This is a genomic window from Thauera sp. AutoDN2 (assembly GCF_051280715.1).
Taxonomy (GTDB): Bacteria; Pseudomonadota; Gammaproteobacteria; order Burkholderiales; family Rhodocyclaceae; genus Thauera.
Genome location: NZ_JBNCAR010000010.1, coordinates 62,461 through 83,654, shown reverse-complemented (window position 1 = coordinate 83,654; position 21,194 = coordinate 62,461). Strand labels below are relative to the sequence as shown.

The following is a 21,194-nucleotide window of genomic DNA, read 5'->3' as shown; positions in this document are numbered from 1 at the left end:
TCGCCATTCGTGCGCTGGCGTGCCGCAACTGCGTCAGTCCGAGGCTGCCTCGTCCAGCATGCGCTTGAGGTAATCCGGCACCCCCGACAGGACCAGGGTGTCGGTTGCGGAGTCATAATGCACCGCGCCGGAGTGCAGGCCGCTGCGCTCGAATTCCAGCTTCCAGTTTTCGCCGCTGGCGCTGAAGCGCACCAATGGGCGGATGGCACGCCGGTTGGGGACAAAGCCGGGGGCGATCTTCGTCTCCGCCGCGCGCAGCAGCGCGTCGAGGCGCTCCGGACGCTCGGGGAAGACCTCGCGTGCGAGCTCTTCGAAGACGACCGGAGCGCCGGCTTCGCCCAAGGTGTCGAGGTAGTCGTGGGCGCGTTCGAGCACGGCGTCGCGGGTGGCGGGGGCGAACTGTTCGGTGTCAACGAAACGGTCGAGCGTGGCGACCAGCTTCTTGGTCTCCTGCAGCGCCACCATCACGTCGCTGCAGCCGAGCACGCGCTTGAACCACGCACCCCCCTTGCCGCGTCCGCGCAGGAAACCGAGATAGCGCTCGTCGCCCCTCCGCCAGCCCGACAGGTCGATGCGACCGGCGGCGTGTAGCGCGGAGAAGTCGAGATGGGTGCAGTCGAGCAGGTCGAGCGTACCAACGACGCGCACGCCCTCGGCCGTGCCGAGCAGCGCCACCCATAGCGCGTCGGTGTCGCCTTCGCGCACGCGCATCACGATCAGGTGGCCCCCGTCCTCGAGTTCTTCCTCGTCGGCGATCGCCTGCACGCGCTCGGCAAGCTGGCGCGACAGGGTGGTGAAGTCGAGCGTCTCGTCGATCACGTGCGCGTGCAGCCAGCGTGCCAGCGGGAAGGCTTCCTCGTCTTCCTCGAAGCGGCCGAAGCCCTTGGCGCTGCGGCTGTCGTATTGCGCGCGCAGTCGCTCGGCAAGCCGCAGCGCCGCAGCGTCTGGCGCACAGGGCATATCGCGCAGCACCAGCCGCGAGGGCGCGCCGGGCTCGCGCACCAGTGCGTGGACGATCAGGTGGGTGAGGAGGTGTTCGACGGTGCGCATGTGGTGGGCTTGCGGTGGGGAGTGGGGCGGGATTCTGCCATGCGCACTGCCGGGATGCGCTTCAGTAACGCAGCTCGATCGTGATCGTGTGCGCCTTTTCTCCGGCTTCGAAGGCGCTGTCCGCAAAGGCGGGCGGACCAACGACCTGCGGGTTGTTCGACAGACCGTAGCCCTCGGTCGGGAACATGCCGAAGCGACGGTTCATCTCGCCGTTACCGTCCTCGTCGTGGTAAGCCATGATCGCGTAGCGGCCGGGGGCGAGATCGTCGAAGCGCACCACGACATTGCCGGGCGTGGCCGGCACCTGCTGCAGGGCCAGCGCCTGGGCTTCCTTGCGGAAGGTCTTTTCGTCGGCGTAGAGGCCGACCCGGATTGCGCCGCGCGCGTGCTGGACGCCGGTGAGCTGGACTTCGAGCGGGGCCGCAGCGTGTGTGGTGCTGCAGCCGAGGGCGGCGGCAAGTACCAAAGTGGCAAGGCGGGTAGGGCTGTGGTTCATGCCTCGGTTTCCTGTGCAAGTCCGATGGGGAGGGGGCTGTCATCGCCAAGGCTGCGGACGATGTCCTGCAGCGCCGTTTGCAGCATCTCTTCCACCACCGGGTGGTAGAAGGGCAGTTCGAGCAGGCTGCGCGCGGTTTCGCCCCGCTGGATTGCCCACGCGAGCAGATGGGCGATGTGCTCGCCGCCGGCCATCATCATGGCGGCGCCGAGCAAGCGGCCGTCCCTGCGGTCGGCGTACACGCGCAGCAGGCTGGACTGGGCCTCAAGGATGCGGGCGCGTCCGTTGGCTGCGCCGGTCGCCTTGCCGACCACGATCTGTCCCGGGTCGAGCTGGTCGAAGCGCGCGCCCACGCTGGCGATGTCCGGATCGGTGAAGGCGATGCCGAGCGCGACCTTGCGCGCGAAGCGCACCGGGATGCCGTGTGCGGCGTTGAAGCCGGCGATTGCGCCCTCGTCGGCGGCCTCGTGCATCAGCGGGCGGTCCGCGTTGGCGTCGCCGGCGATGAAGACCGGCAGATCGCAGATCTGCAGCGTCGTGGGGTCGAACCTGGGCATGCCGCGTTCATCGAGCGGGAAACCGGCCTCGGCCATCCCAAGCCCGTCGATGTTCGGGCGGCGGCCGAGCGCGGCCAGCAGCAATTCGACGTCGGCCTCGCGGTCGCCCGCCCGCATGCGCACGCCCCGCCCAATCGGGGTGACCGTCGTCTGGGCACCCAGCCACATCTCCATCTCCTCGCCGAAGTGGGCGATCGCACGCTCGCCCACTTCCGGGTCGGCGATGCCGGCGATTGTCGGTGCGAGATCTGCCGCGACCAAGCCCACGCCGAGCCGGGACAGCGCGAGGCCCATCTCCAGGCCGATCGCGCCCAGGCCAAGAATGCCTACCGAGTGCGGCAGGGTCTCGAGCTCGAAGAGTTCATCGGTGCTCACGGTGCGTTCCCGTACCGGGTCGAGCCAGGCCGGCATCACCGGCCGTGACCCGGTGGCGATGACGACTGCCCGCGCGCGGATGCGTCGCACGCCAGCTGGGCCTTCGACTTCGATCAGCGTTGGTTCGATGAAGCGCGCGCTGCCCTCGATCAGATGCTTGCCCGCTGCCTCCCGCGCCTTGCCGGACGCGCTCGCGGCGAACTGGTCGCGCTTGCTGCGCACATGGGCCCACGTGCGGCTCAGATCGATCTCCAGCTTCTCTGCTCCACGGATGCCGGCCTCGGCGAACTGGCTGCGTGCAGCCCATTGCGCACCAGCGTGCAACGCCACCTTGGAGGGCATGCAGCCTACGCGCGCGCAGGTCGTCCCCAGTGGGCCGCGGTCGATCAGGAGGAAGTCGCGGCCGGCGCGGCGCACCTCGCGCAGGGCATACAGTCCTGCGCTGCCGGCGCCGATGATCGCGATGTCGGTGTGAATCTCCTCATTCATGGGTGAACTCCGTGTCGGTTGTCCGGCAAACATAAACGAGTGCTTATATTCTGGCTAATTGATCGTTCGACGTTGATGCATAGATTTCAACTATAAACCGGACACAACTTCATTCCTGGTGCTTCCGGGAAGAATCATGTCTGTGGGGATAAAAGGCTAAAAACATAATAAATTGTGTATGTGTGACAAAAATTACGGTTTTTGCGTCTTGAGTCGCGCATGCTATTGATTAGATGGTTCCGTGTTCAGGCGGACCGTCCCTCACAAGCTGTCGATCCGGCCCAAATGAATGCCAGTCACGATCCCCTGACGCAGGAAGCGCCTGCTGAAGACTCCGAAGCGGGGTACTTCGAGCGCGAAACCGTGGAGCAACTTCTCCGCGACCGGGACTCCCTGTGGCACACCCTGTTTGCGCAGTCACGTGACGGAGTGGTCGTGCTCGACCAGAACGGTCGGGTCTATGAGGCGAACCCGCGCTTCGCGGAGACGCTCGGCTACACGATGGAAGAGACCTATCAGCTCCACGTGTGGGACTGGGCCTACGAGTACACGGCGGATGACCTGCTCGAGATGATTCACTGCATCGATGCGGATGGACACCACTTCGAAACCCGTCAGATGCGCAAGGACGGTAGCGTCGTCGAGATCGAGCTCAGTAACAGCCGCACGATCTTTCGCGGGCAGAAGCTTATCTTCTGCATCTGCCGTGACATCACCGAGCGCAAGGAGGTCGAGCGGCGCATCCGCATCCTGGCCACCACCGACACCCTGACCGGCGCGGCCAATCGGGCCGAGTTCTCTCGCAGGCTCAACGATGCGATCGCACGCGCCCATGCCACTGGCACGCCGCTGGGGCTGGTGATGTTCGATCTCGACCTGTTCAAGCAGATCAACGACACCCACGGCCATGACGCTGGCGACGCCGTGTTGCGCGGCGTGATCGAAGTGGTGCGCGAGCAGGTGCGCGAGGAAGATGTGGTCGGGCGCTGGGGGGGCGAGGAGTTCCTGTTGCTGCTCTCCGGTGCTGACCTGAGCGAAACCCTTCGCGCCGCGGAGCGCCTGCGTGCGGGCATCGAGGCCAGACACTTCGACGCGGCGGGCTCTGTCACCGCCAGTTTCGGGGCCGTCGTGCTTGCCGCCGACGAGGGCTTCGATGCGCTGATCAAGCGTGCCGATATGGCGCTCTATCGGGCCAAGCTCGCAGGGCGGAACTGCGTCGAATCGTAGGCCGCTGACTGAGGCAACCCACCGTCGGCGTCGTCCGCTCGCGATTGCGCCTGCTTTGCGACCCTCGCTCTGGGTTGTCCCCAGTCCGTGGGGAAAGAGCTGTTGGCAGAGCTGTGGATAAGTGTGGCGAAGCCTTGTTTGCCATAAGCTTGCATGGGTTGCTCAAAAGGGAGGCAAGTGGGTGCGGCGTAGGCCGGATGCCGTTTTCTGGTGTCCAGTAACACACGCCAACGGCTCGGTTTCATCCTCTGTGCCGGCGGCAAATGCGTGGAGCTTCCGGTTCGCAGGGGGCGGATAGACGGCTTTCGACCGCATCTTGATCGAAGGCGTCAGGAGGGCGGGTGGGTTTGAGAGTGCGCGGTCGCTGCGGGTCAGGACCTTGAAGGTCACTTAGTCGTGTCGCTGCCGGACGGCGAGCGCGCCCTAGGGTGCAGGACGTGTCGGAGCAGGCATCCCGTGCCACTTGCAGAAGCAAAAAGCCGCTGATCCTTTCGAATCAGCGGCTTTGTGTTTGGTGGTGGTGATGGGCGGAATCGAACCGCCGACCTATGGGTTATGAATCCATCGCTCTAACCGTCTGAGCTACATCACCAACAGAGCGCGCGAATATAGCGGGTCGGGCCGGGATGCGTCAACAGTCGGCCGGCCGAAAGCCGAAAGGCGAGGGCTTGGGCGAGCGGCACGCGGGTGGCGTGCGGTCTGCCTCGGAAGTCTTGATTTATAAGGCTTTTGCATTGACATCAGGCGGGCGATCGGGGATGATCGCCGCCTGTTCCTACCATTCCGGATCTGTCCGGTCTGCCCTTGCGCCCGCATTTTGTTTCCGTTCTCATGGTCAGCGTGCTTGGCATGGCGTCCTCGCTGGCGATTGCGGCGCTGCCGCGGCCGATTCCCGATGGCGCCGTGAAGGCGACGGCCGGGTTCTCGCAACCCGGCGTGGTTCGGGTGAAGGACTTGGCGCTGCGCCTGAGTCCCGGTGCGCAGATCCGCGACACCCACAACCGCATCGTGCTGCCATCCCACATTCGCGGAAACCATACGGTGCGCATGCTGCTCGACAGCAATGGCGAGGTGCACCGGGTGTGGATCCTCACCCCGGAAGAAGCGGCGCTGCCCGAGCCCAAGCGCTGATGGCTGCCGCGACACCCGCCCCAACGGCCGCAAGGCTCAGCCTGGTGTTTTCCTGAACATGAAGAAACTCTACATCCGCACCTTCGGGTGCCAGATGAACGAGTACGACTCCGAGAAGATGGCGGACGTGCTCGGTGCCCACGAAGAACTGGTCAAGACCGACAACCCGGAAGAGGCCGATGTGATCCTCTTCAATACCTGCTCGGTGCGAGAGAAGGCGCAGGAGCGGGTGTTTCACGACCTCGGCCGCGCACGCCTGCTCAAACAGGCCAAGCCCGGGCTGATCATCGGCGTCGGTGGCTGCGTGGCCAGCCAGGAGGGTGAGGCCATCGTCAAGCGTGCGCCTTACGTAGACGTGGTGTTCGGCCCGCAGACCCTGCACCGCCTGCCCGGCCTGATCGAGGCGCGCAAGCGGACCGGGCGCTCGCAGGTGGACATCTCCTTCCCCGAGATCGAGAAGTTCGACGCCATGCCGCCGGCGCGCGTCGAGGGCGCGAGCGCCTTCGTGTCCATCATGGAGGGCTGCTCGAAGTACTGCACCTTCTGCGTCGTGCCCTACACCCGCGGCGATGAGGTGTCGCGCCCGCTCGAGGACGTGCTCGCCGAGGTCGCCGGCCTGGCGGCGCAGGGCGTCAAGGAAGTGACGCTGCTGGGCCAGAACGTGAACGCCTGGCGCGGCGAGCTGGTACGCGAGGACGGCGAGCAGGGCGACTTTGCGTTCCTGCTCGAGTGCGTGGCCGAGATCCCCGGCATCGAACGCATCCGCTACACCACCTCGCACCCGCGCGAGATGACGCAGCGCCTGATCGACTGCTACGCGAAGATCCCCAAGCTCGTCTCGCAGTTGCACCTGCCGGTGCAGTCGGGTTCGGACCGCGTGCTGGCGGCGATGAAGCGCGGCTACTCGGTGCTCGAGTTCAAGTCGGTGGTGCGCAAGCTGCGCGCGGCGCGGCCCGATCTGGCGCTGACCTCCGACTTCATCGTCGGCTTCCCCGGCGAGACCGAGGACGACTTCGAGAAGACCATGAAGCTGATCGAGGACATCGGCTTCGATGGCTCCTTCAGCTTCGTATACAGCTCGCGTCCTGGCACGCCGGCGGCCGACCTCGAAGACCCTGTGCCGCAGGACACCAAGCTCGCCTGGCTCGCCCGCCTGCAGAAATGCATCGACGCGCAGTACCAGGCCAACAGCGAGGCCATGGTCGGCTCGGTGCAGCGCATTCTGGTCGAGGGCGCGGCGAAGAAGAACGCTGAGGTCGAGATGATGGGGCGCACCGACAACAACCGCGTGGTCAACTTCCCTTCCGACTCGCCCGCGCGCGACCGCCTGATCGGGCAGTTCGTGGATGTGCGCATCACTGCCGCGCTGCCCCACAGCCTGCGCGGCGAAATCCTCACCCGGGAATCCTGAATGGCGAAGACCCTTGAAGTCTTCTTCGAGCCGGTCGACAACGCCCGGCTCGCGAACCTTTGCGGCGTGCTCGACGAGAACCTGCGCCAGATCGAGAACGCCTTCGACATCACTGTGAGCCGGCGTGGCGAGCACTTCACGCTCAACGGTCATCCGGCGCAGGTGCTGCGCGGCGAGATGGCGCTCAAGCACTTCTACGAGCGCGCCGAGAGTGACCTCTCGCTCGACGACGTGCAGCTTGGCCTGATCGAGATCGCCAACAAGGGCGAATCGCCGCAGTCCGCACCGGTGCTGATGACGCGGCGTACCGAGCTGCACGGTCGTACGCCCCGCCAGGTGGAGTACCTGCGCAATATCCAGGAGTTCGACATCACCTTCGGCATCGGCCCGGCCGGTACCGGCAAGACCTACCTTGCGGTGGCGAGTGCGGTGGACGCCTTCGAGCGCGACCTGGTCGAGCGCATCATCCTCACCCGCCCGGCGGTCGAGGCGGGCGAGCGTCTTGGCTTTCTGCCCGGCGACCTCGCGCAGAAGGTCGACCCCTATCTCCGCCCGCTGTACGACGCGCTCTACGACCTGATGGGCTTCGACCGCGTCGGCAAGCTCTTCGAGCGCAGCCTGATCGAGATTGCGCCGCTCGCCTTCATGCGCGGGCGCACGCTCAACAACGCCTTCATCATCCTCGACGAGGCGCAGAACACGACGCCCGAGCAGATGAAGATGTTCCTCACCCGCATCGGTTTCGGTGCCAAGGCTGTGGTCACCGGCGACTTGACCCAGGTCGACCTGGCACGCGGCCAGCGCAGTGGTTTGAGGGAAGCGCGCGAGGTGCTCTCCGAGGTGCGCGGCATCGCCATCACCGAATTCCGCAAGGAAGACGTGGTCCGTCATCCGCTTGTCGCACGCATCGTGGAAGCTTACGACCGCGAAGCTGCGCGCATCGAGCGCGAGAAGGCCGCCGCGCGCGCGAGGGCGACGCAGGCAAAAGAAGAGACAAAGGAAGAGGAAGACTCCCGAAATGGCGAATGAGACAGTCGTGAGCACGCCCCGAATCACCGCGATCGCCGCTGATGGCAAGGCGAGCCGGGTGAAGGCCGAGCGCCTCGAGATCGACTTCGGAAACGGCCGCCGACTGCTGCTGGCCTTCCCCGAATCCGCCTGGGGCGATCTCGAGATCGAGGCCGATTGCGAGGACGAGAGCGCAGTGCCGATGCTTTCGCTGCAGCCAGGTGCCTGCAATCTGCTCACCCTGCGCGTAGACGTCCATCACGACATGCGCTTTGTCGATCCGCTGGAGTTGCCCGAAGGCGGACACGAGCCGGTGCTCAAGCTCTCGGTGCAGAAGGCGCTGGAAGGCGAGGACAAGGCCAACGCGCCCAAGAAAAATCACATCCGCCGCTGGGCCCGGGCCGCGGCGCGCCGGGACGCGGAGGTCACCGTGCGTCTGGTGGGCGAGGCCGAAGGGCGTGAGCTCAATCGCGACTACCGGGGCAAGGACTACGCCACCAACGTCCTGACTTTCGTTTATGCAGAAAACGAGGCGCTGCCCGGCGCGCCCGATGCCGTGGGCGATGTGCTCGCCGGCGACCTGGTGCTGTGCGTGCCGGTCGTGGTGCGCGAGGCGGCCGCCCAGGGCAAGACCCTGGAGGCGCACTTTGCGCATCTGGTCGTGCATGGCATGCTGCACCTGCAGGGCTACGATCACGAAACCGAAGCGGAAGCCGCCGAGATGGAGTCGCTCGAGACCGCCATCCTGCGCGAGCTGGGCTACGCCGACCCATACGCCTTGAACGCCTGAAGCGGAGACTTCGACACCCAAAATGGACAGTTCCCCTAAACCTTCCTTACTTGAGCGACTTTCGGCCTTTCTCTCGCGCGAACCGGAAGATCGCGAAGAACTCCTCGCGCAACTGCACTCGGCCTTCGATCGCAACCTGATCGACGCCGATGCGCTCTCCATCATCGAAGGCGCCCTGCAGATGTCCGACATGCAGGTGCGCGACGTGATGATCCCGCGCGCGCAGATGGACTGCGTGCACCTGGACGATCCGATCGATGCGATCGTCAATTTCGCCATCGACACCGCGCACTCGCGCTTCCCCGCGATCGGCGACGGCAAGGACGACGTCGCCGGCATCCTGCTCGCAAAGGATTTGCTGCGCTACTTTGCCGGGCGCGAGTTCGACCTGCGCGACATGCTCCGCCCCGCGGTGTTCGTGCCCGAATCCAAGCGCCTCAACGTGCTGTTGCGCGAGTTCCGGGTATCGCGCAACCATATGGCGATCGTGGTTGATGAATACGGCGGCGTGGCCGGGCTGGTCACCATCGAGGACGTGCTCGAGCAGATCGTCGGCGACATCGAGGACGAATACGACTTCGACGAGGCTGGCGACAGCATCCGTCTCGATCAGAACGGGCGCTACCGCGTCAAGGCGACGACCGAGATCGAGGACTTCAACGAGGCTTTCGCGACCCACTTCAGCGACGAGGAGTACGACACCGTCGGTGGTCTCGTCATCCGCCATTTCGGGCGCCTGCCCAAGCGTGGCGAGGCACTGGAGGTGGAGGGGCTGAAGATTCAGGTTCTGCGCGCCGACAGTCGCCGGGTGCATACCCTGGTGGTGGAGCGTCTGCCCCAACCCGAGCCCGTGGACGAGTGATGCGGCGTCGCGCCTTGCTCGCGCTGCTTGCGGGCGGCGCGTCGGTGTTCGGCTACGCGCCCTTCGAGTGGTATCCGCTCGCGCTGATTTCGCTGGGGGTGCTCGCCTGGCTGCTTGCCGGTGTGACCCGCCTGCGTGACGGATTCGCACTCGGGTTTGCCTGGGGGTTTGGCGCCTTTGCCGGCGGGGTGTCCTGGCTGTACGTGGCTCTCGAGCGTTATGGTGGCATGCCTGCGCCGCTGGCCGTGCTTGCCATCGCCCTGTTCTGTGGCTACCTCGCACTTTTCCCGGGACTTGCCGGCGCTGGCTTTGCGGGCCTGCATCGTCGACGCCCGCCGCGTTCCCCGCAAAGGGTCGGAGCGGCGCCCCCACTACGAGCGCCTTCTGCGGCGCCCGTGCGTTCAGCCGCCCTCTTTGCCGCGCTCTGGCTGCTCGCCGAGTGGTTGCGCGGCGTGGTGTTTACCGGTTTTCCCTGGCTGGCCGTCGCTTACTCGCAGACGCCACCCAGTCCGCTCGCCGGTTATCTGCCGCTGATCGGCGCCTACGGCGTCGGCGGGCTTGCCGCGTTCGTCGCTGCTCTGGTGGTCTTCCTGCCCATGGGGCGTGGTGCCCCCGTGCGGCGCTGGGCGCCGGTGGCGGTGGTGGGCGTCGTGCTCGCAGTCGGCATGGGGCTGGCTGGCCGGGGATGGACCGTGCCGAGCGGTGCGCCGGTCACCGTGGCGCTGGTGCAGACGAATTTCGAGCAGAGCCTGAAGTGGGATCCGGAGCGCTTTGCCGACGTGCTCCAGGCCAACCTGGACCTGGTGCGCGAAGCTTTTGCTGGGCCACAGCCGCCTGCGCTCGTGGTGCTACCCGAGACCACCGTGCCGACACTGCTCGATCGCCTGCCTGAAGGCTACCTGAAATGGCTGGCACAATCGGCACGTGAAGGTGGCGGAGACCTCGTGATGGGCGTGTTCCGCCGCGATGAGGCCGGGCACATCTACAACGCGGCGATCAGCCTCGGCGCCGCGCCTGCGCAGTACTACGCCAAGCAGCACCTGGTGCCCTTCGGCGAGTATTCGCCGCCGCTCTTCGGCTGGTTCTACCGGCTGGCGCAGATTCCGATGTCCGACCAGACGCGCGGCGCCCCCGACCAGCCGCCGATGCGCTTCGGCGCGCAACGCGTGGCGCTCAACATCTGCTACGAGGATCTCTTCGGTGCAGAGCTCGCACGCGCGCTGCCGGAGGCCACCTTGATGCTCAATATTTCCAATCTTGCCTGGTACGGCGACTCGCTCGCTCAGCCCCAGCACCTGCAGGTCGCCCGTGTGCGTGCGCTCGAGACCGGACGCCCGATGCTGCGCTCGACCAACACCGGCATGACCGCGCTGGTGCAGCCGAATGGCCGCGTGAGCGACGTGCTGCCGGCCTTCGAGCGCGGGGTGTTGCGCGTGGAAGCGCAGGGCTACACCGGGCTGACACCCTACGCGCGCTGGGGCGACTGGCTGGCACTGGGCCTTGCGCTGCTGACCCTGGCCGCCATTGCCCTGGGCGGTGCCAGTGGGGGTGGGCTTGCCCGAGAACGCGGCGCTTGAGCGCGTAATGTTCGCGGGCAAACTTGCTCCCGCAGGAACCCGCTCCCGCAAGAGGGTGCCAGGCGGTAAGCTTGCAGCCCCCTTGCAGCCCGAAGCCCGTTAAAATCATCGCCTTTGCGTGCGCTGCGCAGCCCGGAGGCTGCCCAAGACCATGACCACCGAATCCAGACTCGTGAAACCGACCTTCCAGCAAGTCATCCTCACACTCCAGCACTTCTGGGGCGAGCGCGGCTGCGTACTGCTGCAGCCCTACGACCTCGAGGTGGGCGCCGGCACCAGCCACACCCACACCTTCCTGCGTGCGATCGGCCCCGAGCCCTGGAACGCCGCCTACGTGCAGCCCTCGCGCCGCCCCAAGGACGGCCGCTACGGCGAGAACCCCAACCGCCTGCAGCACTACTACCAGTTCCAGGTGGTGCTCAAGCCCTCGCCGCTGAACATCCAGGAGCTCTACCTCGACAGCCTGCGTGCGCTCGGCATCGACCCCATGGTGCACGACATCCGCTTCGTCGAGGACGACTGGGAGAATCCCACCCTAGGCGCCTGGGGCCTGGGCTGGGAAGTGTGGCTGGACGGTATGGAGGTCACCCAGTTCACTTATTTCCAGCAGGTCGGCGGCCTCGATTGCAAGCCGGTGCTGGGCGAGATCACCTACGGCATCGAGCGTCTGGCGATGTACCTGCAGGGCGTGGAAAACGTCTATGACCTGGTGTGGTCGATCGCGCCGGACGGGCGCAAGGTGACCTATGGCGACGTCTATCACCAGAACGAGGTCGAGCAGTCGACCTTCAACTTCGAGCACAGCAACGTCGACTTCCTGTTCTCGCTGTTCAATAACTACGAGTCCGAAGCCAAGCGCGTGATGGAAGTCGGCCTCGCGTTGCCGGCCTACGAGATGGTGCTGAAGGCGGCGCACACCTTCAACCTGCTTGATGCCCGTGGTGCCATCTCGGTGACCGAGCGCGCCGCCTACATCGGCCGTATCCGCAACCTGTCGCGCGCCGTCGCCCAGGCTTATTTCGAATCCCGTGAAGCCCTCGGCTTCCCGATGCTGAACACAACCAAGGAGGCCGCGTGATGACCAGCGCGACCCTGCTCGTTGAACTGCTCACCGAAGAGCTGCCGCCCAAGGCCCTGCCGCGCCTGGGCGAGACTTTCGCCACCAGGATCGCCGACGGCCTCAAGGCCAAGGGCCTGGCGCCTGCCGACGCCGCCTTCCGCACCTTCGCCAGCCCGCGCCGGCTGGCGGTGACGGTGGCGCAGGTGGCCTCCGAAGCCGCAGCCAAGGAAGTCACCGAGAAGCTGATGCCGGTGTCCGTGGCGCTCGACGCCGAGGGCAAGCCGACCTCGGCGCTGCTGAAGAAGATGGAAGCGAAGGGCATTGCCGCCGACGCCTTCGTCGGCTTCGAACGTCGTATGGACGGCAAGGCCGAGGCGCTGTTCCACACCGCCATGGTGCCGGGTGCGAAGCTCGCCGACGTCCTCGCGGGCATCGTGCAGGACGCGATCAAGGCACTGCCCATCCCCAAGGTCATGCGCTGGGGCGACGGCGATGCCACCTTCGTGCGTCCGGTGCACAAGCTCACCCTGCTGCACGGTGCTGACGTGGTGCCGGGCCGCGTGCTCGACCTGAACTCGGGCCGCACGACGCGCGGCCACCGCTTCATGAGCCGCGGCGACATCGACATTGCGACTGCGGACGCCTACGAGCCCACGCTGCTCGCCGAGGGCAAGGTCATCCCCAGCTTCGCCGAGCGCCGTGCCGACATCGAGCGCCAGCTGCTCGCCGAGGCCGCGAAGCAGGGCGCACTGCTCGACGAATACGCCGACCTGCTCGATGAGGTCGCCGCGCTGGTCGAGTACCCGACGGTGTACGTGGGCGAGTTCGAGGCCGAATTCCTCGCCGTGCCCCAGGAGTGCCTGATCCTGACCATGCGCGCCAACCAGAAGTACTTCCCGCTTTTCGATGGCGCCGGCAAACTGCTCAACCGCTTCCTGATCGTCTCCAACATGCGGGTGGCCGATCCGAGCAACATCGTCGCCGGCAACGCCCGCGTGGTGCGCCCGCGCCTGTCGGACGCGCGCTTCTTCTTCGAGCAGGACAAGAAGCAGAAGCTCGAGGCCCGCCTGCCGCGCCTGGCCCCGGTGGTCTATCACAACAAGCTCGGCAGCCAGCTCGAGCGTGTCGAGCGCCTCGAGGCGCTGGCCGGCGCGATCGCGGCGCAGCTGCATGGCGACGTCGCCGCGGCGAAGCGCGCCGCGCGCCTGGCCAAGGCCGACCTCGTCACCGACATGGTGGGCGAGTTTCCCGAGCTGCAGGGCATCATGGGCCGCTACTACGCGTTCGCCGACGGCGAAGGGCAGGTGGTGGCCGACGCCATCCAGGCCCACTACCAGCCGCGCTTCGCCGGCGACGCGCTGCCCGCGGGCAACGTCGCCGCCGCCGTGGCGCTGGCCGACAAGCTCGACGCTCTGGTCGGCTTCTTCGGTATCGGCATGGTGCCGACCGGTGACAAGGACCCGTTCGCGCTGCGCCGCGCCGCGCTCGGCGTGTTGCGCATCCTGATCGAGGCGCCGCTTCCGCTTGAGCTGCCGAAGCTCATCGACACCGCTGCAGGCGGTTTCAAGCCCGGCCTGCTGACCACCGAAGGTTTCTCCGCACAGATTCAGGACTTCATGTTCGAGCGCTTGAAGAACCTGCTCCGCGAGACGGGCCGCGACGGCGCCGTGATCGACGCCGTGCTGGCGCTGAAGCCCGCGCGCATCGATCTGGTGCCGGCCAAGCTCGCCGCGGTGGAAGCCTTCCGCGCGCTGCCCGAGGCCGATGCCCTGGCCGCAGCCAACAAGCGCATCGTCAACATCCTCAAGAAGGCCGAGGGCACGCCGGGCGAGCCGGACTTCGCGCTGCTGCAGGAGGACGCCGAGAAGGCGCTCTTCCGTCAGGTGGTCGAGGTCGCGCCGCTGGTGCGCTCGCACGTCGCCAACGAGGACTACACCGACGCGCTGTGCGTGCTCGCTGGCCTGCGCGCGGCGGTGGACCAGTTCTTCGAGGACGTCATGGTGATGGCCGAAGAGCCGTTGACGCGCCAGAACCGCTTCGCGCTGCTGGCGCAGCTTGCTGGCCTGATGAACCAGGTGGCGGACATCTCGCGCCTGTCGGCCTGATCACCCCGCGGCCGCATGGGGCGTGGGGGTCGCTGCGACGCAAGGAGCAAGACGATGAAGCTCATCATTCTGGATCGCGACGGGGTCATCAACCTCGATTCCGATCAGTTCATCAAGTCGCCGGATGAGTGGAAGCCGATCCCTGGCGCGCTGGAAGCGATCGCTCGCCTGAACCAGTGGGGCTGGCGGGTGGTGGTGGCGTCAAACCAGTCGGGCGTCGGGCGCGGGCTGTTCGGCATGGATACGCTCAACGCGATCAACGAGAAGATGGTCAAGAGTCTCGCGCAGGTCGGCGGTCGTCTCGATGCGATCTTCTTCTGCCCGCATCCGGCCGACTCCACCTGCGACTGCCGCAAGCCGAAGCCTGGCATGCTGGAGCAGATCGGCGCGCGCTTCAACGTGGAATTGACGGGCGTGCCGGTCGTGGGGGACAGCCTGCGCGACCTGCAGGCTGCGGTAGCGGTGGGCGCAAAGCCCTATCTGGTGCTCACCGGCAAGGGCGAGAAGACGCGCGAGAACCCGGAACTGCCGCCCGGCACCGAGGTGTTCCCCGACCTGGCTACCCTTGCGGCCGAACTGACATCCTGAACCCTTCGAGTACTGAAGTGCATCTGATCCGATCCATCCTCTTCGCCATCGCGCTCGCCGTCGTCACGGTGCCTTATGTGGTCTTCCCGACCTTGTTCTTCTGGCTGCCGCCGATGACGCGCCACCGGCTGATCACCAGCTGGGTGCCGATCATGATGTGGGTGATCCGCCAGGTGCTCGGCATTCGCTACCGCGTGCTCGGTCGTGAGAACATCCCTGCGGGGCCGGCCGTGGTGCTGTCCAAGCATCAGTCGGCGTGGGAGACGATCGCCTTGCAGGTGATCTTTCCGCCGCTGTGCTACGTGCTCAAGCGCGAACTGCTGCGCGTCCCCTTCTTCGGCTGGGCGCTCGCCATGATCCCGGGCATCGCGATCGACCGCTCTGCGGGCAAGGATGCGCTCGCGCAGGTGGTCGAGCAGGGGCGCGAGCGCCTCAAGGAAGGCCTGTGGGTGGTGGTTTTTCCGGAGGGGACCCGGGTTGCGCCCGGGACGACCCGGCGCTACAAGCCGGGCGGTGCGATCCTGGCCAAGCGTGCGGGGGTTCCGGTGGTGCCGGTGGCGCACAATGCGGGTGAGTTCTGGCAGCGCAATGCCTTCATCAAGCGCCCGGGGGAGATCATCGTCAGCATCGGTCCTGCGATCGACACCAAAGGCACAAAGGCGGGTGACGTCAGCGAGCGGGCCGAGGCCTGGATCGAGGCCGAGATGCATCGGCTGTTTCCGCACCACTATGGGAACGCCGAGGTGGCAGCCAGTCCGGCAGGTACGCCCGAAGAAGATGCGGGCGGCGCCGAGCGAAAGAGCGCGCAGGATGTCTGAGGCAGCAGCTGCAGAGCGGTAATCGGACCGGGGCGCGGCGGCCGGAGTGCTGGAGGGGGCGGTGTTTCCGCCGCCTTTCGATGTCCGCCGGATTCAGTTCTCACGCGGCCACGTTCCAGCGTACGTAGACGCAGAAAGGCCCCGCAATGCGGGGCCTTTCTGTTCAGCGGTACCGAAGAGGCTTAGGCAGCCTTCTTGGGGGCGGCCGTCTTGGCGGTGGTGCTCACGGCCTTGACGGTGGCGTTGGTCGCGGCAGCCACGTTGGCTTCAGCGATCTCGGCGACCTGTTTGGCGGCCTTGCTCATGCTGTCGTAGGCGCTGTTGGCGGCGGCGATGGCCGACTTGACGGCGGCGACGGCAACGTCCGAACCGGCGGGTGCCGACTTGGCAGCCTTGTCGAGTGCGGTGGCGACGCCCTTGTTCACTTCGGCCATCTGGCCTTCGAAGACCTTGGAGACTTCTTCCTGGGTCTGCGAGGTGATTTCGTACACGCTACGGGTGTAGGCGACGGCCTTCTCGACGACCGGCTGAGCCAGCGCGATCTGGAGGTTGGTCAGCTCCTGCACGTCCTTGGCAGCCAGCAGGGCCTTGGTGTTGGCCACGCCGTCTTCCAGCAGCGAACGGGCGGTGTTCAGGTTCAGGGCAGCCAGGCGCTCGACGGTGGCGAAGGCGGTGTTGGCCAGGGTCAGCATGGTTTCGATGCTGGTCTTGTTGGCAGCGACGAACTGCTCGGGGGTGACGTAGTTGCTCATGTGAATCTCCTTGAGTATGGGGGTTTGCATCCGCATCGCTTGCTCATGCCGCGATGGTGCGTTGCAGCATGGGTCGGATTATACGGACCCCGGGGAGTGTGTCAAGCGCGTTTTGTGCATCGCACAATGGCAGATTGATTATGAAACCCAATCGCCTGCGCGTTTCCGGAGCTGGTTTTAGACCTTGCTGCTGCGCTGCATCGACAAGCTTGTCCCGATTCTGGAGATCTGGTGTTTCGACATTGTGACCGCACCGCAACATCCGCGCGGGGCGGTCCGCGCGCCCTACGGCCAGACGCCCCGCGGACGCTGCCCGGGCGGGCGTCGCGGGGCGCTGGTGTTGCGGCAGAGGGCGGAAATCAGTCGTGGCGGAAGTCCGGCTTGCGCTTCTCGACAAAGGCGGCCATGCCTTCCTTCTGGTCGTTGAGCGCGAAGGCGGAGTGGAACACGCGGCGCTCGAACAGCAGGCCTTCGTTGAGGCTGCTCTCGAAGGCGCGATTCACGGATTCCTTGATCATCATGATCACCGGTAGCGAATAGCCTGCGATGGTTTCGGCCGCGCCGAGCGCTTCGTCGAGCAGCTTGTCAGCGGGGACCACGCGGGAAACCAGCCCGGCACGCTCGGCCTCGGTGGCGTCCATGAAGCGCGCGGTCAGGCACATGTCCATGGCCTTTGCCTTGCCCACTGCGCGGGGCAGGCGCTGGGTGCCGCCAGCGCCGGGCAGGATGCCCAGCTTGATCTCGGGCTGACCGAACTTCGCGCTGTCGGCCGCGATGATGATGTCGCACATCATCGCCAGTTCGCAGCCGCCGCCAAGCGCGAAGCCTGCGACCGCGGCGATGACCGGCTTGCGGCAGGTTTTCACGCGCTCCCAGTTGCGGGTGATGTAGTCGCCCTTGTAGGCGTCCATGTACGAGAAACTCGCCATCGCGCCGATGTCGGCGCCGGCTGCGAAGGCCTTCTCCGACCCGGTGATGACGATCGCGCCGATGTTCTCGTCCGCTTCGAAGTCATCCAGCGCGGCGCCGATCTCGTCGACCACCTGGTCGTTGAGGGCGTTCAGCGCCTTCGGGCGGTTGAGTGTGATGAGGCCAACGCGGCCGCGCTTCTCGGCAATGATCATCTCGAAGCTCATGGGGTCTCCTTACGTTCAACAGGGGTGGCAGCGCTCACTGCGCGCCGTCGGATTTCGGCTGGATCACGGCACGCACGCGGGCTGGTGCGGTGCCGGGCTTGCTGCCGGGGGCATTGGTGGCGAGATAGTTCTCGGTGATGGCGTCGTATTCGATGTAGTGGCCGGTGACCTGGTCGCCGCCGCTGGTGACCTTGGCGCGGTTGAACAGCTTCGCCTTCTCGCTGCGGCTGTCGTATTCGATGCGCTCGGCCTCGCCTTCCACGTAGTCGCTCGTGCCCTCCCGGCGCTGGCGGAAGGTGGCGAGCCCCTTGCTGGCGGTCGCCACGCCATTCTGGAAGCCGGCCGCATCCTGGGTGACGACCAGCCGGTCGCCCCGGATCTCGAGCGAACCCTGGGTAAGGATGACGTTTCCTTCGAAGACATGGACCTTGTTGCGGTCATCTACCGTCAGGTTGTCCGCCTCGATGTTGACCGGCTGCTCGCGGTCGGCCTTTTCGGCGAAGACGGGGGGCGCAAGACCTGCGAACAGTGCGCAGGCAGCAGTGATGATCCAGTGCTTCATGATGGCGATCCTTGGCGGCGGCGCGGCAAATGAGTCCTGACCTCGCCGATGAGTTCGAGCGTGCCGAACAGGTCGTCGGCGTGCATGCCTTGTGCGGTGGTTCGCCCGTCGCCGCGCGTTAGCAGCACGGGTGAGTGCGTCAGGGCGCGGTGCGCGTCGGGCCACACGGTGAGGGTTTCGGATTCTAGCGTGAGCGGCGGAGCGTCGTTGGTGGCTGGACGACGTACGCGCACCTCGCCCGTGAGGTCGACCTGATCCCCGCCGGGCGAAACGTTTGCGCTGTTGGCGGTGACGAAAGTTTCGCTGTCCTCGCCCAGCATATGCAGGCGTGGCAGGTGGAGGCGGGTGGTGTCGTCGGCAGGGAAGTGTTCGAGCCGATCGGCGACGAGTTCGTAGCGCTGCCGGCCGTCGTCGCCGAAGCTGGTCACGCGGGTGAATTCGGCAGCGAAGTCTGGACCGGTCTGCTCGGCCCAGACGACAGGTTCGTCCGTACGGGTGGCGCGCTCGAGCCAGATCGAGCCGCCCGCAAGCGCCGCGAGTGCAATGACGGGATAAAGGCGCCAGGCGTCGACGAGCATGATTCAGATGACCTTGGCCTGCATCAGGTCGTGTGTCGTAAGCGCGCCTGCGAGCCCTCCGTGCGGGTCGAGCACCAGCAGCTGGCTGATGCGGTGGCGTTCCATGAGTTCGGCGGCTTCGACTGCAAGCGCGGCAGGGCCGATGCTGCGTGGATTGCGTGTCATCACGTCCGCAAGGTTCGCGCTGCGTACGTCGATGCCCTTCTCCAGTGCGCGGCGCAGATCGCCGTCGGTGAAGATGCCTTCGGGACGCCCCTGGGGGCCGACGATTGCAGTCATCCCCATGCCGCCCGCGGTCATTGCCAGCAGGGCCTGAGCGAGTGGCACATCGGCACCGACCTGTGGCACCGCGCTGGCCGGGCGCATCACGTCTGAGACGTGGGTGAGCAGACGTCGCCCGAGTGCTCCGCCCGGGTGCGACCGTGCAAAATCCTCAGCTGCGAAGCCACGTGCATCGAGCAGCGCCACGGCCAGCGCGTCGCCTAGCGCCAGCGCAGCGGTGGTGCTCGCGGTAGGAGCGAGGTTGAGCGGGCAGGCCTCTTCCGCCACGGCGGCCTCGAGGTGCGCGTCGGCCTCGCGCGCGAGCGGCGAATCGGCCTTTCCGGTCATCGCGATCAGGCGCGCGCCCTGGCGCTTGACCAGCGGCACGATGGTGAGCACTTCCTCGCTAGACCCCGAGTTCGACAGCGCAATGACGACATCCTGTGCGGTGATCATGCCGAGATCGCCGTGCGCCGCTTCGGCCGCGTGCACGAAGTAGGCCGGCGTGCCGGTGCTGGCGAGCGTGGCCGCGATTTTGCGTGCGATGTGGCCTGATTTGCCGATGCCGGTGACGATCACGCGCCCGTGGCGCTTGAGGATGATGTCCACCGCGCGTTCGAATTCGACGCCGATGCGTTCGGCGAGGGCGGCCACGGCCTCGGCCTCGATGCGCAGCACGCGGCGTGCCATTGCGACCGCGCGACTTTCGCTGGAAGCGGGAATTGGGTCCATGGAGTGGATGCGATCAGGTTCGCTGCAAAGCGTGGTCAAATGCGCTGCCGGACGCGGAGCCCCGGCGGCAGGCACGGTGAGGATCGGCAAGATTGTATACCAAACCCCCGTTGCTGCCCCCAGACGCCAACAGAGACGGCAACGGCGAGAGAACGGCAGCCCGGTATGGCAAGCATCGGGCCTTGTCTGCCGGGCTGCTCGGCGCCCCTGTCTTGCACCCGCTCCCCAGGGATGGAGAGCAGGGCTCAGAGGCTTGCGCACACGGTGTACAGGCTTGCATCGACGAGGGGGTTCGCGCTGGAGACCGGGATGATCCCGCTCGTACCCTGCGTCCCGGTGCGAAGCGATCCCGTGCTGGGCTCGCCGTCGTCGAGTGCAATGTCGAGTGCGCGTGCCATGGAGCCGGGAATTGCGCCGGAGCACACTGCTAGGGTGCCGGGCAGTCCGAGTATGCCGCCGCGCTGCACGCCCAGGCGCCCGCCGAGTGCGTTGCGCGGCAGATACCCCGGGGATGAGAGATCGGTGCTGCCGGTGGTGATTCCGGCCAGGCGCAGGTGCTGCCAGAAGCGCACGGATTCCAGATCGGTGCTTGCGTCCCAGTCCCCATCCACGGAGCCGTTGCCATTGCCGGCGCGGGTGCACGCCGGTGTGCTGCCGCACAGGTGGAGCACGGCGCCGGGGTCGTCTCCCGGCAGGGCGCGGTATGCGTCCTGGTAGGCATGGGCCAGCGCGGGGACGGTGCGCAGATCCTGGGCGAGATTCTTCACCCGCGCGCTGTCGATCAAGGCCTGTCCTTTCAGTACGCCACCCAGCAGCAGGCCGATGACGAGGAGCACGATGGAAAGTTCGACCAGGGTGAAGCCATGTTGGGTGCGCATGATGGGTGTCTCCTCTGCGAGTGGGTCATGGGGCGGCGGCTCAAAGACGACCGGCTTGGGCGAGGCGTGCGATCAGCAGCGGGCGACCGATCCACACCAGCTGGTCGTCGAAGTCGGGGGTCGGTTCACCGGCCTGATAGGACGGGGCACCAGGCGAGAAGCTCGCATTGCGCCCGTCGGCGCGCCGGTTCGGCCCGGTCGAGTGCACCAGGGCGATCGCCTGCGAATCGAGTGTGGTGATGCGGCTGCCGTCGTGGGCATGGACCTGCAGGTTTGCCGCAGGAACCGTGTCGGCGCGGATGGGGCCGCTCGCGAATGCTGGGTCGACGCGATAGTGCCAGTACCCTGCCCAGCTATCGCCTACATGCGTGCGGGGGCGGCCCCAGGCGTCCGTCGCCGAAAGTGCCAGCGAGCGCCACGGCAGCCGCCCGGCGATGCCGTGACGGCATGGGGGGGGATCCTCGATGCCGTATTGCGGGCTCGCCGGGTCGGCTTCGGTGCTGGGGCAGGGCAGACGGCCATGAATGATCGCGAAGCCGGTCAGCGCATGATCGATCTCGCGCAACTGCGTCAGCGTGGTCGTGCGGTCGCGCGCTTCGATGCGGATCCTCAGGGGCATGAGCAGGCTACCGCCGAGCAGGGTGAGGATCACCAGTACCATGGCCACTTCGACCAGGGTGAAGCCGCGCGCGCGGGTCCTGGTGACGCCGGGCGCACGAAGCTCTTGCATTGGGCCGGGGGATGCCCGCAG

At 66.4% G+C, this 21,194-nt stretch carries 21 protein-coding genes and 1 tRNA gene; 11 read left to right on the top strand and 11 right to left on the bottom strand.

The annotated features are described in order from the left end of the window. Positions 1-33: 33 nt before the first annotated feature. From ACPT9U_RS08170 to ACPT9U_RS08160, 3 genes are all read right to left on the bottom strand, one after another. Positions 34-1,050, bottom strand: a complete 1,017-nt coding sequence (locus ACPT9U_RS08170; protein ID WP_435750538.1) for a nucleoid-associated protein — start codon at positions 1,048-1,050, stop codon at positions 34-36. Positions 1,051-1,111: 61 nt separating this feature from the next. Continuing rightward, positions 1,112-1,546 (bottom strand): DUF2141 domain-containing protein, encoded by a 435-nt coding sequence (locus ACPT9U_RS08165; RefSeq protein ID WP_435750537.1) that lies wholly within the window; start codon positions 1,544-1,546, stop codon positions 1,112-1,114. Further along, positions 1,543-2,967 (bottom strand): dihydrolipoyl dehydrogenase, encoded by a 1,425-nt coding sequence (locus tag ACPT9U_RS08160; RefSeq protein ID WP_435750536.1) that lies wholly within the window; start codon positions 2,965-2,967, stop codon positions 1,543-1,545. The genes ACPT9U_RS08165 and ACPT9U_RS08160 overlap by 4 nt, the downstream gene beginning before the upstream one ends. 285 nt (positions 2,968-3,252) lie before the next feature. Between ACPT9U_RS08160 and ACPT9U_RS08155 the strand changes: the two genes are divergently transcribed. Then, positions 3,253-4,194 (top strand): sensor domain-containing diguanylate cyclase, encoded by a 942-nt coding sequence (locus ACPT9U_RS08155; RefSeq protein ID WP_435750535.1) that lies wholly within the window; start codon positions 3,253-3,255, stop codon positions 4,192-4,194. 515 nt (positions 4,195-4,709) lie between these two features. Here ACPT9U_RS08155 and ACPT9U_RS08150 read toward each other — a convergent pair. Then, positions 4,710-4,786, bottom strand: a tRNA-Met gene (locus tag ACPT9U_RS08150). A 239-nt stretch (positions 4,787-5,025) separates the two neighbouring features. Here ACPT9U_RS08150 and ACPT9U_RS08145 point away from each other — a divergent pair. The 10 genes from ACPT9U_RS08145 (at position 5,026) to ACPT9U_RS08100 (ending at position 15,544) form a co-directional block, all read left to right on the top strand. Then, positions 5,026-5,325 carry a hypothetical protein gene (locus ACPT9U_RS08145; protein WP_435750534.1) on the top strand — a complete coding sequence of 100 codons (300 nt, stop codon included), beginning with the start codon at positions 5,026-5,028 and terminating at the stop codon, positions 5,323-5,325. Positions 5,326-5,383: 58 nt separating this feature from the next. Further along, complete coding sequence (gene miaB, locus ACPT9U_RS08140) at positions 5,384-6,736, top strand: tRNA (N6-isopentenyl adenosine(37)-C2)-methylthiotransferase MiaB (protein WP_435750532.1); 1,353 nt, start codon at positions 5,384-5,386, stop codon at positions 6,734-6,736. Then, a complete protein-coding gene (locus ACPT9U_RS08135; RefSeq protein WP_435750531.1) occupies positions 6,737-7,765 on the top strand; it encodes a PhoH family protein in 1,029 nt (342 codons plus the stop codon). After that, positions 7,755-8,534: an rRNA maturation RNase YbeY gene (gene ybeY, locus ACPT9U_RS08130; RefSeq protein ID WP_435750529.1), complete on the top strand. Its 780-nt coding sequence runs from the start codon at positions 7,755-7,757 to the stop codon at positions 8,532-8,534. The genes ACPT9U_RS08135 and ybeY overlap by 11 nt, the downstream gene beginning before the upstream one ends. A gap of 22 nt (positions 8,535-8,556) precedes the next feature. Next, on the top strand, positions 8,557-9,396 hold the full coding sequence (locus ACPT9U_RS08125) for an HlyC/CorC family transporter (RefSeq protein WP_435750528.1): 840 nt from the start codon (positions 8,557-8,559) through the stop codon (positions 9,394-9,396). Beyond that, entirely contained in the window at positions 9,396-10,973 is a 1,578-nt protein-coding gene (lnt, locus tag ACPT9U_RS08120) for an apolipoprotein N-acyltransferase (RefSeq protein WP_435750527.1), read from the top strand. The genes ACPT9U_RS08125 and lnt overlap by 1 nt, the downstream gene beginning before the upstream one ends. 151 nt (positions 10,974-11,124) lie before the next feature. After that, positions 11,125-12,051 carry a glycine--tRNA ligase subunit alpha gene (gene glyQ, locus ACPT9U_RS08115; RefSeq protein ID WP_435750526.1) on the top strand — a complete coding sequence of 309 codons (927 nt, stop codon included), beginning with the start codon at positions 11,125-11,127 and terminating at the stop codon, positions 12,049-12,051. Beyond that, the gene (gene glyS / locus ACPT9U_RS08110) at positions 12,051-14,138 is read left to right on the top strand and encodes a glycine--tRNA ligase subunit beta (RefSeq protein WP_435750525.1); all 2,088 of its coding nucleotides are present in this window, start codon (positions 12,051-12,053) and stop codon (positions 14,136-14,138) included. The genes glyQ and glyS overlap by 1 nt, the downstream gene beginning before the upstream one ends. A 54-nt stretch (positions 14,139-14,192) precedes the next feature. Further along, entirely contained in the window at positions 14,193-14,726 is a 534-nt protein-coding gene (gene gmhB, locus ACPT9U_RS08105) for a D-glycero-beta-D-manno-heptose 1,7-bisphosphate 7-phosphatase (protein WP_418365197.1), read from the top strand. 17 nt (positions 14,727-14,743) lie between these two features. After that, the gene (locus ACPT9U_RS08100; protein ID WP_435750524.1) at positions 14,744-15,544 is read left to right on the top strand and encodes a lysophospholipid acyltransferase family protein; all 801 of its coding nucleotides are present in this window, start codon (positions 14,744-14,746) and stop codon (positions 15,542-15,544) included. A 182-nt stretch (positions 15,545-15,726) separates the two neighbouring features. Here ACPT9U_RS08100 and ACPT9U_RS08095 read toward each other — a convergent pair whose 3' ends face one another. The 7 genes from ACPT9U_RS08095 to ACPT9U_RS08065 all read right to left on the bottom strand — a co-directional run bounded on the left by ACPT9U_RS08095 (position 15,727) and on the right by ACPT9U_RS08065 (position 21,173). Beyond that, entirely contained in the window at positions 15,727-16,296 is a 570-nt protein-coding gene (locus ACPT9U_RS08095) for a phasin family protein (RefSeq protein WP_435750523.1), read from the bottom strand. A 359-nt stretch (positions 16,297-16,655) separates the two neighbouring features. Continuing rightward, the gene (locus ACPT9U_RS08090) at positions 16,656-17,432 is read right to left on the bottom strand and encodes an enoyl-CoA hydratase (RefSeq protein ID WP_435750521.1); all 777 of its coding nucleotides are present in this window, start codon (positions 17,430-17,432) and stop codon (positions 16,656-16,658) included. A gap of 34 nt (positions 17,433-17,466) precedes the next feature. After that, positions 17,467-17,994 carry a lipopolysaccharide transport periplasmic protein LptA gene (lptA, locus tag ACPT9U_RS08085; RefSeq protein WP_418365193.1) on the bottom strand — a complete coding sequence of 176 codons (528 nt, stop codon included), beginning with the start codon at positions 17,992-17,994 and terminating at the stop codon, positions 17,467-17,469. Further along, positions 17,991-18,572, bottom strand: a complete 582-nt coding sequence (gene lptC, locus ACPT9U_RS08080; protein ID WP_435750520.1) for an LPS export ABC transporter periplasmic protein LptC — start codon at positions 18,570-18,572, stop codon at positions 17,991-17,993. Before lptC ends, lptA begins: the two co-directional genes overlap by 4 nt. Positions 18,573-18,575: 3 nt before the next feature. After that, positions 18,576-19,565 carry a KpsF/GutQ family sugar-phosphate isomerase gene (locus tag ACPT9U_RS08075; protein ID WP_418365191.1) on the bottom strand — a complete coding sequence of 330 codons (990 nt, stop codon included), beginning with the start codon at positions 19,563-19,565 and terminating at the stop codon, positions 18,576-18,578. A gap of 245 nt (positions 19,566-19,810) precedes the next feature. Then, positions 19,811-20,443 carry a prepilin-type N-terminal cleavage/methylation domain-containing protein gene (locus ACPT9U_RS08070; protein ID WP_435750518.1) on the bottom strand — a complete coding sequence of 211 codons (633 nt, stop codon included), beginning with the start codon at positions 20,441-20,443 and terminating at the stop codon, positions 19,811-19,813. 40 nt (positions 20,444-20,483) lie between these two features. Next, a complete protein-coding gene (locus ACPT9U_RS08065; RefSeq protein WP_435750517.1) occupies positions 20,484-21,173 on the bottom strand; it encodes a type II secretion system protein in 690 nt (229 codons plus the stop codon). Positions 21,174-21,194: the final 21 nt, after the last annotated feature.